This window comes from Sorangium sp. So ce362 (assembly GCF_051519845.1).
Classification (GTDB): Bacteria; Myxococcota_A; Polyangia; order Polyangiales; family Polyangiaceae; genus Sorangium.
This window is the reverse complement of sequence record NZ_CP150332.1, coordinates 11,060,438-11,075,223: the sequence shown is the minus strand read 5'-3', so window position 1 is coordinate 11,075,223 and position 14,786 is coordinate 11,060,438. Positions and strand designations below refer to the sequence as shown.

The window sequence follows — 14,786 nt, the reverse complement described above, 5'->3', positions numbered from 1 at the left end:
GGAGCTCTGCCGACCCCGCGGCCCCGCGCGCGTGCGCGTGCGCGTGCGTGTCAATGGACAGGACGTGGACTCGCCGCGCTGGCGCTCGCGACAGGCCTCGTCTGCCGGACGGCGGGCGACGCGCGCGCCTCGGGCATCGACGCGCCCTGGGTGACGAGCGGCGTCTCGGGCCCCACGACGTCCGACGCCGCCGCCGTCTACTGGAACCCGGCTGCCCTCGCGGGCGTCGAGCGGCCGGAGCTCCTCCTCGGCGCGGGGCTCATCGTCGGCCACGCCACCTACAAGCGCGAGCGGCGCGGCGCGTACCAGACGCCGGACACCCTCCAGTTCAAGCTCCCGCTCGATCCGGCGAACGTCGCCCCCGGCAAGGCCGGCGCGGCCGAGGAGGTCTCGACGACGCCAGTCGCGCCGACGGGCAACGCCTTCCTGGCGATCCCGGTCCTCCCGAAGCGCCTCACGGTGGGCGTCGGCCTGTACGTCCCTTATGCCGCGGCGCTCAGCTTCCCGGACGGCGCGCAGCGCTGGCAGCTCCAGCAGGCGTTCATCGTCGCCAGCTCGCTCACGGTGGCCGCCGGGCTCCGGGTGACCGACCAGCTCTCGCTCGGCGCCGGCGTGTCGTACGTCGGCGGCCTGGCCGAGCTCTCGAAGGTGCAGGACTTCGCCAGCCTGAAGGAGTTCCGCGACGGCCTCGCCTACCTCAAGCAGGACAACGACTTCGGCCCGACGACGCCGTCCGAGCTGCGCGAGCTCGACGTCCTCGCGCGCCCCATCGCGCTCAAGCAGGCATTATCGCACGGCGCCTCCTTCCACCTCGGGCTCGCCTTCAACCCGAACAAGGACCTGCGCTTCGGCCTGACGTACCAGCACAGCGCCGCGATGCGGTACAAGGGCAAGTTCGCCATCGACATGAACCACCCGTTCTTCACGCAGGACCTGGCCGAGCAGGGCCTGCGCTACAAGCCCCTCGTCGAGGGCGACGCGGAGCTCTCGTTCACGCTCCCCAAGCGGCTCACCGCGGGCGTCGGCTACCGGGTAAACGACAAGCTCAGCGTCGATGGCCTCCTGTCGTACGTGCTCTATTCGGACATCGAGGCGTTCGTGGTCAAGGCCTCCTCACCGGATCTCGCCCAGCCGAAGCTCGGGATCGCCGATAGCGTCACCGTGACCTTGCCGCGCCGGTGGAACGACACGATGTGGCTGGAGGTCGGCGCCAAGTACCGGCTGAGCGAGGCGCTGCTCGCGACCGCGTCGGTCGGCTATCAGTCGCCGGCCTCGCCGGACAGCACGATCGACGTGGCCTCGCCCGACAACCACCGGCTGATCGGCGACGTCGGCGGCGTCCTCACGCTGAGCGATCGCGTCTCGCTCTCGGGCGACGTCCGCGTGCAGGGCATCCTGCCGCGCACGGTGACCGAGTCCGACTACGACCTCGGCAACGGGACGTACACGCTGGTGCTCACGACGGTGGGCGGGCACCTCAAGGTCGTGTTCTGAGCGGCGACGCTCACCGCGTGCGCGCAGATGCTGTAGACAGATCGCGATCCTCCCGTGAGCTCCGACCAACCCGTCCTCCGCGTCCGCAACCTCCACAAGTCCCACGCGCTCGGCGCGACGCCGATCGAGGTGCTCCGGGGCGTCGACCTCGACATCCACGCCGGCGAGATGTGCGCGATCATGGGCCCCTCCGGCGTCGGCAAGAGCACGCTGCTCTCGTGCGTCGCGGGCCTCGAGTCCCCCGATCGCGGCGAGATCCGCGTCCTCGGCGAGGACATGGCCGCCCTCGACGAGCACGGGCGGACCCTCCTGCGCCGCCGCCGCGTCGGCATCGTCTACCAGTTCTTCAACCTCGTCCCGACCCTCACCGGCTACGAGAACATCGTCCTGCCGTACCTCATCGACGGCGCCGCGCCGGACCACGACGCCGCCTCGCGCATGCTCGATCACGTCGGCATGCGCGCCCGCGCCGAGCACCTGCCCTCGCAGATGTCGGGCGGCGAGATGCAGCTCATCTCCATCGCGCGCGCGCTCGTCCGCCGCCCGGCGCTCGTGCTCGCCGACGAGCCGACCGGCAACGTCAACATCGCGACCGGCCGCCGCATCATGGCGCTGCTCGCCGACGCCCTCCGCGACGCCGGGAGCGCCATGCTCCTCGTCACGCACAACGCCGAGGACGCCGCCCGCGCCCACCGCGTCGTGTTCATGCGCGACGGCCTCCTCCTGCACGACGCCGCCCTCGCGGGCCCCGCCGTGACCTCGGCCGCCGTCCACGATCGGCTGAAGGAGCTCGGCATCTGAATGCTCCTCCTCCGCGCCCTCTTCCAGCCGCTCGTCCGGATGCTCGCCCTGCGCAACCTGCGCGCCGATCGCTTCGGCGCGATGGCCGCCCTGCTCGGCGTCGCCCTCGGCACGGCCACGGTCAACGTCGTCCTCATCCTCGACGTGGGCACGCGCGCCGTCGAGGCGCGCAGCGCCGTCACGAACCCCGATCTCCCCGTCTTCACCGAGCAGACCGTCGCCCTGAGCGGCCTCCGCCCGGACGGCACGCTCATCGCCGCGGCCGACGCCCAGGAGGAGACGCACGAGGACTACGAGATCATGCGGTCGGCGATCCGCCTCGGCTCGCTCTCCGCGTTCCTCGTCGGCGCCCTCATCGTGTTCTTCACCTTCAACGTCGCCGTCGAGCGCCGCCGCCGCGAGATCGCCCTCCTGCGCAGCGCCGGCGCGCTGCCCCCGCAGGTGGCGGCGGTCTTCGTCTTCGAGGCCTTGCTGCTCGGCCTGGCCGGCGCGGCGCTCGGCCTGCTCGGGTCGATCCCGCTCGCGTACCTCGCCGCGAAGGCGGGCATCACGACGACCGGCCGCGCGCGCATCCCGCTCCACGCGATCCGCCTGCCCTGGAGCGCCATGCTGCTCGTCTGCGGCACCGGCGCCCTCACCGCGCTGCTCGGCGTGCTCCGCCCGGTGCGCGACGCGCTCCGCCTCGACATCGCGCGCGCCCTGCGCCCGCGCTTCCTCGAGGGCGGGGCCGAGCAGCGGCGCCGCATGCGCGGCGTCATGCTGCTCGCGCTGCCGTTCATGGTGCTCGTCTACGGCCTGCTCCGCCCCTTCTTCCGGCAGTCCGTGCCCCTGTTCGCCTTCTTCGTCCTCGAGGCCGGCCTCGTCTGCGCGGCGTTCCTCGCGGCCATCGTCTTCGTCCCGGATCTCGTCGCGCGCCTCGGCGCGCTCGCCGTCCGCCTCGCGCCGCGCCGCTGGGCCGCCGAGCGCCTGCTGCTCCGGCGCCGCGTCGAGCACAGCGGCCACGAGCTCGCCTGGAGCGTCGGCGGCGTGATGATGGTCTTCGCCCTCCTGCTCGCGCTGCACATCGCCACGGGGGCGCTCAAGCAGGAGGTCTCGGCCTGGGCGGGCCGCGCCCTCGCGCCCTACGCGTTCCTCTACCCGGACGAGCCGCTCGGCCACGCCGAGCGTCTCCTGCCGAGCCTGCCGCCGCGCCTTGTCGCGGCGCGCTTCTCGAGCCGCACGCCGTGGCCCAACGTCGTCCATGCGGTCCCGGCCGACGAGCTCCGCGCGCTCGCCGAGGCCACCGGCCGCCCCGAGTCGATCGCGCTCGCCCGCCGCTTCGGCCCGGGCAAGGCGATCGTCTCCACGATGATGTCCCGCCGCTTCGGCGTCGGCCCCGGCGATCAGCTCGAGGTGAGCGGCCGCGCCGGCGCGCGGCGGTTCGAGATCGTCGGCGTCACCGACGAGCTGGGCTATGTCCACGCGCCCGGCGCGTACCGCAACCTGCGCACCTACGCGGTCATCGAGGCGGCCGACTTCCCGGTCATCTCGCCATACGTGCTCGCGATCGGCCACACGGTGGCGCTCGCCGATCCGGTGACCGGGGCGGCGGCGGCGCGGGGCGGCCCGGCGACGCCGCCCTGGGGCGAGCTCCTGGCCGACGTGCCGCCCGCGCGCGACATCCGGATGCAGACGGGGGTCGAGCTCGAGGCGGTGCGCCGGAAGGCGACCGGGCGTGACTTCGTGATCTTCGACATGATCCTCGGCTTCACGACGGTGCTCGCCGCGATCGGCGTGGCAAACCAGATGGTCCTGGCGCTGCACGCGCGGCGGCGGGAGCTCGCGCTGCACCGCGTGCTCGGGATGACGGCGGGGCAGGTCCGGCGGATGGTGCTGATGGAGGGGGCGCTGGTGGGCGCGCTGGGCGGCGTGCTGGCGGTCCTGCTCGGGATCCCGCTGGGCGCGGCGGCGCTCGGGGCGCTGCGCACGGTGTCGAGCTTCGACGTCGAGCTCAGCATCCCGCTGGAGTACGGCCTGCTCACGGCGCTCGGGGCGACGGCGGTGGCGCTCGGGGCGTCGCTCTACCCGGCCCGGAGCGCGGGGCGGAGCAACGCGGCGGAGTCGGTCCAGTACGAGTAGGGGGCGGCCGCGGGGGGCGCGGAGGCGGGCGGCGGCGGCCGTGGGGGCCGGGACCGCGTCGCCCAGGTGAGTGGATCCGGAAGCGCAGGCGGAGCGCTTGGCTCCGCAGGAGGCGATCGCCCTCGTCCGGGTAGAGGGATCCTTTCGCCTTGCCGTCACCTGCTTGGGAATGCATTCACGCGGCAAAGGATTACTGGCGATGGTCCTCGCTGGATAGGCTGCCAGTGCCGGTATCGCGACCCAGCTGGAGCCGTTTGCCACGCCACACATCGTCGCACCGCGATCGGCTTTGTCCGTCCACCAAGCAACACCCAACCCTCGAGACAGTGTACGTAGCTTCATAGTATCCTCGATAAATGGATGTATCGGTCACCGTCGCTTGATGCTGACGTGGTGAGCGAGCGCCTTTTGCAGGAGCGGGCCAGGTCGATCGATGGGATCAAGGCCGCAAGAGGTCACGCGGCTCGGCGACCTCTGCCTTCCTCCGCGCGCCGAGGTCAGCAATCTTTGCCGGCGGACCGTCCCGGTCACCGGCGTAGCCCGGTCTACGCAGCGCCGACCCATCGCAGGTCCGCGACGACCGGCAGGTGATCCGAGTCGAGAGCCGGCCCGAGCCAGGCGTACTCGGCCGTCCATCCCCGGAACGACCCGATTCGCTCGATTCCTGAGCTATTTTTCTAGTTTCAGGGTGTATTTATCTTGTTTCTTGAGTCGATTTTCTGGATCTCGCTTTGAATTAGCCTGATTCGAGCGACAAAATTCTGGATGGAGCCCGAATCGACCTGGATCATCGGGCTTATTCTCTAGATTTCGTCGATTTTTGTCTTGTTTTTTGGCCAGGATGTCTCGATCCCCCTGGTCCCCACGCCCCCCGTCGCCCCGCGCGGCTACAGCGCCGTCGCGCTGGCGCGCGCCCCGGCAGGCCACCAGCACAGGCGCAAGGAGGCTCGAATTCAGCGCTACCAGCAGGCCAGCAGCTCCGCCACGCTGGCGACCACCCTGTCGGCGCCCGCCCCCCGCAGCTCCTCCTCCGAGCCGTGGCCCCACAGCACGCCCACGGTCCACGTCCCGTTGGCGCGGCCGCCGGCGACATCGAACCTGCGGTCGCCGATCATCCACGTGCGCCGCGGATCCAGGCCTTCGCGCTCGAGGACATGGCGGATCAGCTCGCCTTTCTCCGAGCGCTCCCCGGACAGCTCGGCCCCGTAGACATCGCGAAAATGACGCGCGAGCCCGAAGTGCTCGACGATCCGCTGGGCGTACACCCCCGGCTTCGACGTCACCACCCAGAGCCGGTGTCCCGCCGCGCCCAGCCCCGCGAGCCCGGCCGGGACATCGGGATACACCTCGTTCTCGAACATGCCAGTCGTCGCGAAGCGCTCGCGAAAATGCCCGAGCGCCTCCTCGATCAGCGCCGCGTCGTCCGTCGCCAGGAGCTCGGCCAGCCCGGAGCGCAGCGGCGGCCCGATGAGGCGCCGCAGGCGCCCGGCGTCCGGCGCCGCCCTCCCCATCTTCTGCAAGGCGTGCTGAAAACAGAGGATGATGCCGAGCGCCGGCTCGGTCAGGGTGCCGTCGAGATCGAAGAGGAGGTCCATCGTCGGTGGTCCGCAGGCGCGAGGGCCCGCGCGGTCATGCCATATCCGGCGCCCGGCGCGCGAGGCTTCTTTCTGGCCGCCCCGGCGGACCACTCCCTCGCGCCATCCACGCTCGTCCTCGCCCTGGATTTCCCCGCCCGTCTCCGATAGACCGCAACCCGCATGACCGCACGTCGTGACTACGGCGCCTCCTGCTTCAACGCCCCCGGCGAATTTACGGGCATCGGCTTTTCGCCCGACTCGCGCCTCCTGGAGGCGCTCGCCGCCGGTCAAGGCGCCACGCGCTGGCTGACCTTCGCCGTCGACACCGGCGCAGTCGCTGCCCGGCGCGAGCTCGACGGCGTGTGGCGAGACCTCCGCGTCCTGCCCGACGGCGGGCTCGTCGTCTCGACGTGGGGCAGGATCCGTCGCCTGTCCGCCGACGCGCAGGTCGTCTGGACCGTGACCGGCGAACAACCGCTGCACCTCGCCGCGGTCAGCCCCGACGGAGCGTCGCTCATCACCGTTGCGGGGTCGAAGGCGGAGGTGCGAGACGCCGCGCGCGGGGCCGTCGCCCGCGCCATCGAGGAGCCGGACGGCGACCTGTACGCCTTCGCCTTCAGCAGCAACGGCCGCATGCTCGCGACCGGCTCGGCCAAGGGCACGGTTCGCCTGTACGACGCGCGCAGCGGCGCCGAGCTGGCCAAGCGCAAGAGCACCAAGGTGCTGGCGCTCGCCTTCTCGCCCGCGGGCGACTACCTGCTCGTCGGTCACGGCGTCGGCAAGGTCGAGCTGTGGCAGCTGCCGGGCCTGAAGCCGGTGCCGCGGTTCGGCGGCCGGCACGAGTTCGCCGCCGGCGGCGACGCGGGTTGTCGCTGGGTCGCCGTCTCGCCCGACGGTGCGCGCGCCTTCTCGCTGGGCAACGAGCACATGCTGCGGGCGTGGCGCGTCGCGGGCGGCGGCCAGGAGCTCGCCATCGCCGTGCCGCTGCGCCACGCCCAGGGCTCGCTCACCGCCCTGTCGCCCGACGGTCGCTGGCTCGCCACCGGCTCGACCACCGGCGCCCTGAGCGTGTGGTCGGCCGAGACCGGCCAGCCGCGGGTCGAGGACGCCGCGCCGGCGCCGATCGTCAGGCTCGCGCTCACGCCTCGCGCCGTCGCGGCCGCGTCACACAGCACCTGCGTCGCCTGGGACCGCGCCACCGGCCGATCGACCGCCATCGCCGCCGGCTTCACCCCGACCGACCAGCGCGGCCTGTCGTCGGGCCAGCTCGTGCGGCTCGACCATCGTCGGATCTTCGTCGGCGACGCGCTCGACGCGGCGCAATCCGCGAGCTTCGAGCTCTCCAACCACGCCTCGGGCCCGCTCGCCCTGTCGCGCGGCGAGGCGCTGCTCGCGGTGCCGGCCCAGGACCACGTCGAGCTGTGGGACCTGCAGCGGGGCGTCCGCCTCGCCGCGCTGCCGCACGCCGGCGAGGCGCGGGCCTGCGCGTTCGGCCCGCAAGACGCCTGGCTCGCCACCGCCGACGAGGCCCTGCACCTGTGGCGGCTCGGCGCCGCGCCGGCGGCGATCCGCGACATCCCCCTCGACAGCGGCGGCTCGACCACGCTCGTGCGCGGGCTCGCGGTGTCCGGGCGCGGCATCCTCGCCGTCAGCGTCGACGCCAGCCTCAATCACTACAGCCCCGAGAGCTCGCTCCTGATCGTCGACCCGCGCAACGGCGAGACCCTCGCCCGCCTCGAGCGCCCGGGCGTGCGATTGGGGCAAGCCGCGTTCGTCGGCGGCGCTCGGCTCGTGGTCGCCGACTCCGCCGGGCGATTGCTGCGGGTCGACCTCACCGACCCGGCCCGCGCGCGCTGGCTCGACTCCGACGACATCGACGTGTGGCCGCCGGACACGCGCAAGGCGCTGCCGCTGGCGACGCTCGGCGACGACGTGGCGCACGTCGGCCCGAGCGGCGACGTCGTGGTGGAGGACCTCGGGCCCGCCCAGCCGGAGGTCGGCGAGCCGATCCTGCTCGCCCCCGATCCCGGCGAGGCGAGCCGGGCGGCGGCGCCGGCCCCCGCGTTCGAGCAGCGCCTCGCCGGGACGCGCTTCCTGTTCGCCGGACGCTTCAAGTCGACCAGCCCCGACTTCCGCGAATCGACGGTGAAGGAGCTCGGCGGAGAGGTAGCGAGCAAGCCGGACGCCCGCGTCACCCACCTCGCGCTCGGCGAGCGGCCCTCCGCCGTGGTGGTCAAGACGCTCGCCGCCAAGGGCGCGACGTTCGAGACGCTCGGCGAAGCCGCGCTCGCCAAGCTGTTGCTGCCGACCCCCGACGAGGCGCGCGCCCTCCTGCGTGGCGAGGTGAAGCAGGCGGCCGCGCGCTGGAACGCCTGGCGCCGGCGCTACGTCGAGGTCCGCGGCGAGGACTTTCCGACCGCGCTGCAGGGCATCGATCTCGCGGGCCTCGATCTGCGCGAGCACCTGATGGCGGTGCTCGACTTCACCGGGGCCACCCTCGCCGGCGCCGATCTGCGCGGCGTCGACCTGTTCGACACCGTCTTCCGCAACGCCGACCTGAGCGGCGCCGACTTCACCGGCTGCAAGTGCCATCGGACGATCTTCGCCGGCGCCCGGCTGAATGGCGCCCGCCTCGGCGCCTACTTCGCCGCCGCCCGCTTCGACGGCGCAGCGCTGACCGGAGCCGACCTGCGCGACGCCGACCTGAGCTACGCCGACCTGCGCGGCGCCGACCTGCGCGGCGCCCTGCTGCCAAAGCAGCTGCCCGACGTAAAACACGACGCCCGCACCCAGTGGCCCGAGGGCGTGCTCCCGAGGTGAACCGGCGGCCGGCGCCGTGCTGCCATCCATGGTGGAACAAGCCAGCTCATGAGAGCGACGATCTGAAGCGCTCCCATTCGTACCGCCAACGACCGCTCGAACGAGCTGAATCGCGCCCGGGGAATGCGTGGATCGAGGGCACGTGCTGGCCGAGATCGAGCAGCGCGTCGGGCGGCCGTTCGAGGCGAACGGCGAGCCGCCGCTGAAGGCGCGCGCGGTGGTGTCCCGGAACGAGCGCGGGGCGTGGGACCTCCACCTCACGACGACGCTCGGCGAGACGACTTGTGTAGATACCGCGTTTGCGATTGCGATGCGTCCGGGGGCACCGTCGATCCGAAGCATGGGCTCAGCTTCGATGTCACCGTCGACGAGCAGGAGGCGAACGGCAGCATCATGTTCGATCTTCTGCGGCTTCGGGGCTTTCACCCCATGGATCCATGATTCGCCGGCACCGGCGCGCCGGGCGAGGAAGCCGGTCGCCCGCTCGCGAGAGACCGGCGGTCACGAGAGCCGGATGACGGGCACGAAGAAGGATGGCGGACGACGGACGTGTGGATCGGGAGGATCTTCGTTGCTCCCGATCGCCGTGCCCGCCGCGGTCGAACACTACTCTACCCGCGCCGCCGGGGCGCCGGCCGGCGGCGCGTCGTCGCCTCGGCGGCGAACGGCGTCTCGCCGAGGCGCAGCGCGCTCCGCTGCTCCGGGCCGAGCCGCTTCACCGCCGCCCGGAAGTCCTCCCGGGCCAGCCGGAGGCGGTTCTGGGCCGTGTTCGCGTTGATCTGCAGCTCCCGGGCGATCTCCACGACCGGGATCTCGAGCATGTCGTGCATCACCAGCATGACGCGCCGCTGCGGGACGAGGCTCGCGAGCAGCAGGTCGATCACCTCGGCCCGCTCCGTCGCTTCGACCCGCTGCTCCAGGCGGGGGCGCCTGTCGACGCCGGCGAAGATCGAGCTGCCGCCCTGCAGGCCCACCGGGATCTCGCGGCGCCGGAACGCCCGCTGCCGGTAGTGGGTTATCTGCCGCCACGCGATCCCGAAGAGCCACCGGTACAGCGGGTCCCACGCCCGCCGCGCCCGCAGGCGGCTCACATAGGGAAGCACCGCGCTGAACGGCACCGGCTGGCTACCGCCCACCTCGTCCTCGTCGCGCAACCCCAGGGCGGCGCGCAGCAGGCGGCTCGCGTCGAACCCCTCCAGACCGCGGTAGGCCGCGAGGAGGATGTCGTGCAGCACGTCCTCGAGATCGTGAGGGTCGACGCCATACCCGCGGAGCGTCCTGCGAAGGAAAGGAACACCTACCTCATGCAGCACAACGAAGCTTTGATGTTTGGCGCGAAGAGCATCGTCGGATTGAGATTCCACATATAATTTTTACGAACCCTCATTCCGAGTCGTTTGGGAACCGGCCCCCTCGCCGCGTAACTGCGCGTTATTGCAGTGTTTTTATGGCAGCCGCGCGACTCGCACCGAGCGACTCCCGCGCGGCCCCGAGCCCGCCCCCGGCGAGCCAGCCCTCCTGTCGCCCCCGGAGATTCGATGCTCCGTCCACACGAATTCGTGATCTGCTGGCGGGGTGTCGTGCAATTTGCGCGTTTTGCCGGCGAAAACGCGGGCGGCGCCCGCCGGCCCGCCCCCCGGGCGCCGGCCTCGGCCGCGCCTTTTCCGCCTCCCCCGCCCCCGGAGCTCGCCCCGAGCCGCGGAATTTCCCTGGCCGACCGGCCGGCGCCGCCGCGGCCGCCCCCTTGCCGACCGCTCTCCCGACCCGTAGGGTGACGGCGCCGTGCCCCTCCTCCAGCTCCGCCGCAGCGCCGGCGCCGCCGCTCGCGACCTCACCGCGTTCCTGCCGACGACCCGCGAGGAGATGCGCGCGCGGGGCTGGGACGCGCTCGACATCCTGCTCGTCAACGGCGACGCCTACGTCGACCACCCCGCGTTCGGCGCGGCGATCATCGGCCGCTTCCTCGAGGGGCGCGGCTTCCGCGTCGGCGTCATCTCCCAGCCCCGCTACCAGGACCCGAGCGACCTGCTGCGGATGGGCGTGCCCCGGCTCATGGTCGGGGTCACCGCCGGCAACCTCGACTCGATGCTGAACAAGCTCACCGCCCAGAAGAAGGTCCGCAGCGAGGACCAGTACTCGCCGGGCGGACAGGTGGGCCTCCGCCCCAACCGGGCCTCGATCGTCTACGCCAACCTCTGCCGCCAGGCGTTCCCCGGCGTCCCCATCGTCCTCGGCGGCATCGAGGCGTCCCTGCGCCGCATCGCCCACTACGACTACTGGTCCGACCAGGTCCGCCGCTCGGTCCTGCTCGACGCCAAGGCCGACCTGCTCATCTTCGGCATGGGCGAGAAGGCCGTCTGGGAAGTCGCCGACCGCCTCCGGCGCGGCGAGCCCGTCCGGTCCATCCGCGACGTCCGGGGCACCGCCTTCCCCATGCGCAAGGGCGAGTGGGAGCCGATCGAGGGCTCACGTTACGTCTCGGACGGAAAAACTGTGCTCCTCCCGAGCTACGAGGAGGTGGCGGCGGACCGGGGCGCGTTCGCCGAGATGTCGCGGGCGTTCCAGTTCGAGACGAACCCCGGCAATGCGCGGCCGCTGCTCCAGGCGCACGGCGCGGAGGCTGTGTACTTCAACCCGCCGGCGTTCCCGCTCGAGACGGGGCAAATGGACGCGCTCTACGACCTGCCGTTCACGCGGGTGCCGCACTGGTCGTACGACGCGCCGATCCCGGCCTACGAGACGGTGAAGCACTCGGTCGTCACGATGCGCGGCTGCTTCGGCGGGTGCACGTTCTGCTCGATCACGGAGCACGAGGGCCGGGTGATCCAGTCGCGCTCGGCGGACAGCATCCTGCGCGAGGTGCGGGCGCTCCGGCGCATGGACGGCTTCCGCGGCGTGCTCAGCGACCTCGGCGGGCCGACCGCGAACATGTACCAGATGCGGTGCAAGGACGAGGCGATCGAGAACGCCTGCCGGCGGCTCTCGTGCGTCTTCCCGGAGGTCTGCGAGAACCTGAACACCGACCACGGCCCGCTGCTCAAGCTGATGAAGGCGGTGCGCGAGGAGGAGGGGATCAAGAAGGTCTTCATCGCCTCCGGCGTGCGCTACGACCTCGCCGAGCGGTCGCCCGAGTTCATCGAGGAGCTCGCCGCGCACCACACGGGCGGCCAGCTCTCGGTCGCCCCGGAGCACAGCAAGAAGGACGTGCTCGACAAGATGAAGAAGCCGGGCATCGAGAGCTACGAGCGCTTCGCCGAGCAGTTCCGGTGCGCGAGCGAGGAGGCCGGGAAGAACCAGTTCCTCGTGCCCTACTTCATCTCGGGGCACCCCGGCTCGACGCTCCGGGACATGGTCGATCTCGCCGTGTACCTGAAGAAGAACGGGATGCGGCCGCGCCAGGTGCAGGACTTCATCCCGACGCCGATGTCGATGGCCGCGTGCATGTACCACACGGGGATCGACCCGCTCACGCGCGAGCCTGTGTACACGGCGAAGGATCTCCGCGAGAAGAAGCTCCAGAAGGCGCTCTTGCTCTACTGGGACGCGGCGCACCACGACGAGGCGCGGGAGGCCTTGATCAAGGCGGGCCGCGGTGATCTCATCGGCACGAAGCCGCACTGCCTCGTGCCGCCGGCGGCCGGCAAGGGCGCGCCGCCGCGCTACCTCGCCAAGGTCCGCGGCGAGCGCCGGGGGAAGCCAGCCGATGCGACACACCGCCGAAATCGATGACGCTCGGGCCTTCGCCGCGAAGCTCGGCGACCGCGGCCTGTTCCCGCACCTCGCGCCGCTCGTCTACGTGAACCACGCGGGGATCTCGCCCCCGTCGCGGCCGGTGCGGCTCGCGATGATGGCGCTGCTCGACGACTACGCCGCGCAGGGGGCGGCCGCGTTCCCGGCGTGGAGCGCGCAGCGGCTCCGCCTGCGGGAGAAGCTCGGCCGGCTCATCGGCGCGGCGGCTGACGACATCGCGCTCGTGCAGAGCACGACGCGCGGGCTCACCGACGTCGCCCTGTGCCTGCCGTGGCGGCCGCGCGACCGGGTGATCCTCTTCGAGGGGGAGTTCCCGGCGAACGTGACCCCGTGGCAGCGCGCGGCGGCGCTCTTCGACCTGGAGGTCGTCTTCCTGCCGCTCGGCGGCTTCGCGGACGGCAGCGGCTCGGGCCTCGCCCGGCTCGAGGACGAGCTCCGGCGCGGCGCGCGGCTCGTCGCGGTGAGCGCGGTGCAGTTCCAGACGGGCCTCCGGATGCCGCTCGCGGCGATCGGCGCGCTCTGCCGCGCGCACGGCGCCGAGCTGTGCGTGGACGCCGTGCAGGCGGTCGGCGCGACGCCGGTGGACGTCGAGGCGGCCGGGGTCGACTACCTCGCGTGCGGCGGGCACAAGTGGCTGATGGGGCTGGAGGGCACGGGTTTCCTCTACATCCGCCGCGAGCGCCTGCCGGCGCTCCGGCCGGCGGTGGCGGGCTGGCTGAGCCACGAGGACGGCGTGAGCTTCCTCTTCCAGGGCCCGGGCAAGCTCCGGTACGACCGGCCGATCCGGCAGCGCGCCGACTTCGTGGAGGGGGGCAACCTCAACGCGGCGGGCTACGCCGGGCTCGAGGCGGCGGTGGACCTGATCCTGCAGATCGGGGTCGAGCGGATCCACGAGCACGCGAACCGCTTCCTGGATCCGCTCGAGGAGGCGCTGCGGGAGCGCGGCTGGGAGAGCCTCCGCGCGGCGGATCCGGCCTTGCGAGGGTGCGCGCTCGGGGTGAGGCCGCCGGGCGGCGCCTCGGTGGTGGAGCTCTACCGCGAGCTCACCCGCCTCGGGATCGCCTGCGCGATCCCGGACGGCGTGCTGCGCTTCGCGCCGCACTGGCCGAACGCGCTGGACGAGTGGGAGCAGGTGCTGCTGTCGGCGGACGAGGCGCTCGGGCGGATCGCGAAGGGGTGAGCGGCGGGGTCCGCGGTGCGATCACGCCATGCGCTGCCAGCAAGACTCCGTGTTCAGCAGATCCACGGCCCACCTGTAGTGACCATCCTGGCGCAACCCCTCCGCGCCGGAGTACAGGTCACATGACATGAGCGCATAGGCCATCGCGTAACGATAGAGCTTCCCCTCTTCATCCGCGCCGACCTTGCGCAACGCGACAGCGATCAGCTCGTCACGGACCGACGATCTCTCAGGTCCGTACATATCGAAGAGCACGCACGCGAGAGAGACATCATACAAGGGGTCACCGAACATGGTGAAGCTCCCGAAATCGATGACGCCGGCCACCCTCTCGGCGTCGCGCATCAGCACATTTCCCGGGAAGAAGTCCCCGTGCACGACGCACAGCGGGCCATCGTACCTCTGGCCGAGGTAGAGCTCGCGGAGCCGGGCCTGCTTGGCGGAGAGATCGACCACGTCGGCCTCCAGGGAAGCCCGCTGCCGCTCTATCTTGATCTCTGCGAGGCGGTAGACGAACTCATACCAGCCCTGCGCCCGCGCGCTGCTCGCCCCGGACGCGTCGAGCAGGAGGTACTGCGACACGCCGTGAGGTGATTTGAGCTCCGCCAGGGCCGTGACAGCGTCGATGTAGCGCTCTCGCGCCGTGAGCGCGGCTTCGGCATCGAGATCAGGGAGCAGCTCGGAGAGCGGCTTCCCCTCGATCCGGCGCTCGATGACGGCCAGCAGCCCTCGAATGGGCGTGACGTCGTATATCCGCGGAAGCGCGAAGGTCAGCCCTTCACCGCGCAGGGAGTCATAGAACCTCCTCAGCACCTCGATCTTGCCGGCCCGGCCGGGATCCGCATAGAGCTTGAGGACGCGCTCGTCGGTCAAGCCGTAGACCTCTGCCTCGGTCCCGCTCGCCAGCCAGGCGCCCGGGTCGACGCCGAGCTCTCGCAGCGCTGCGGCTCTGGCCTCTGGATCGATCGCCGAAGCGTCCGCGCGGCTCAGCTCCACGAGGGTGCGCTCCCTGCCCCGGCCGAGCGATCGCCCACGAGCACCGCGCT

The 14,786-nt window shown here is 71.8% G+C and carries 9 protein-coding genes; 6 read left to right on the top strand and 3 right to left on the bottom strand.

The features are described from left to right. Positions 1-150 precede the first annotated feature (150 nt). From WMF17_RS42475 to WMF17_RS42465, 3 genes are read left to right on the top strand one after another with little or no spacing between them, the layout of a single operon-like run. Positions 151-1,494, top strand: a complete 1,344-nt coding sequence (locus tag WMF17_RS42475) for an OmpP1/FadL family transporter (protein ID WP_437646598.1) — start codon at positions 151-153, stop codon at positions 1,492-1,494. Positions 1,495-1,548: 54 nt separating this feature from the next. After that, a complete protein-coding gene (locus WMF17_RS42470; RefSeq protein ID WP_437599261.1) occupies positions 1,549-2,295 on the top strand; it encodes an ABC transporter ATP-binding protein in 747 nt (248 codons plus the stop codon). Beyond that, on the top strand, positions 2,296-4,413 hold the full coding sequence (locus tag WMF17_RS42465) for an ABC transporter permease (protein WP_437646597.1): 2,118 nt from the start codon (positions 2,296-2,298) through the stop codon (positions 4,411-4,413). Between the two features lie 959 nt (positions 4,414-5,372). Here the strand turns inward: WMF17_RS42465 and WMF17_RS42460 are convergent. Next, positions 5,373-6,008, bottom strand: coding sequence for an HAD hydrolase-like protein (locus WMF17_RS42460; protein ID WP_437646596.1), 636 nt, complete (start codon positions 6,006-6,008; stop codon positions 5,373-5,375). 162 nt (positions 6,009-6,170) lie between these two features. Here WMF17_RS42460 and WMF17_RS42455 point away from each other — a divergent pair, with 162 nt between their 5' ends. Beyond that, positions 6,171-8,810, top strand: coding sequence for a pentapeptide repeat-containing protein (locus tag WMF17_RS42455; RefSeq protein WP_437599258.1), 2,640 nt, complete (start codon positions 6,171-6,173; stop codon positions 8,808-8,810). 611 nt (positions 8,811-9,421) lie between these two features. Here WMF17_RS42455 and WMF17_RS42450 read toward each other — a convergent pair. Next, positions 9,422-10,123: an RNA polymerase sigma factor gene (locus WMF17_RS42450; RefSeq protein WP_437599257.1), complete on the bottom strand. Its 702-nt coding sequence runs from the start codon at positions 10,121-10,123 to the stop codon at positions 9,422-9,424. 469 nt (positions 10,124-10,592) lie between these two features. On the opposite strand from WMF17_RS42450, the gene WMF17_RS42445 reads away from it, so the two are divergent. After that, positions 10,593-12,539, top strand: coding sequence for a YgiQ family radical SAM protein (locus tag WMF17_RS42445; RefSeq protein WP_437599256.1), 1,947 nt, complete (start codon positions 10,593-10,595; stop codon positions 12,537-12,539). Beyond that, entirely contained in the window at positions 12,514-13,740 is a 1,227-nt protein-coding gene (locus WMF17_RS42440; RefSeq protein ID WP_437646595.1) for an aminotransferase class V-fold PLP-dependent enzyme, read from the top strand. Before WMF17_RS42445 ends, WMF17_RS42440 begins: the two co-directional genes overlap by 26 nt. A gap of 21 nt (positions 13,741-13,761) precedes the next feature. Here the strand turns inward: WMF17_RS42440 and WMF17_RS42435 are convergent, their stop codons facing one another. After that, positions 13,762-14,736 carry a phosphotransferase family protein gene (locus tag WMF17_RS42435; RefSeq protein WP_437646594.1) on the bottom strand — a complete coding sequence of 325 codons (975 nt, stop codon included), beginning with the start codon at positions 14,734-14,736 and terminating at the stop codon, positions 13,762-13,764. Between the last annotated feature and the right edge of the window lie 50 nt (positions 14,737-14,786).

Bases quoted from the DNA above. Each gene is read 5' to 3' on its own strand.
- WMF17_RS42460 (WP_437646596.1), bottom strand. From the start codon at position 6,008: ATGGACCTCCTCTTCGATCTCGACGGCACCCTGACCGAGCCGGCGCTC.
- WMF17_RS42465 (WP_437646597.1), top strand. From the start codon at position 2,296: ATGCTCCTCCTCCGCGCCCTCTTCCAGCCGCTCGTCCGGATGCTCGCC.
- WMF17_RS42440 (WP_437646595.1), top strand. From the start codon at position 12,514: ATGCGACACACCGCCGAAATCGATGACGCTCGGGCCTTCGCCGCGAAG.
- WMF17_RS42455 (WP_437599258.1), top strand. From the start codon at position 6,171: ATGACCGCACGTCGTGACTACGGCGCCTCCTGCTTCAACGCCCCCGGC.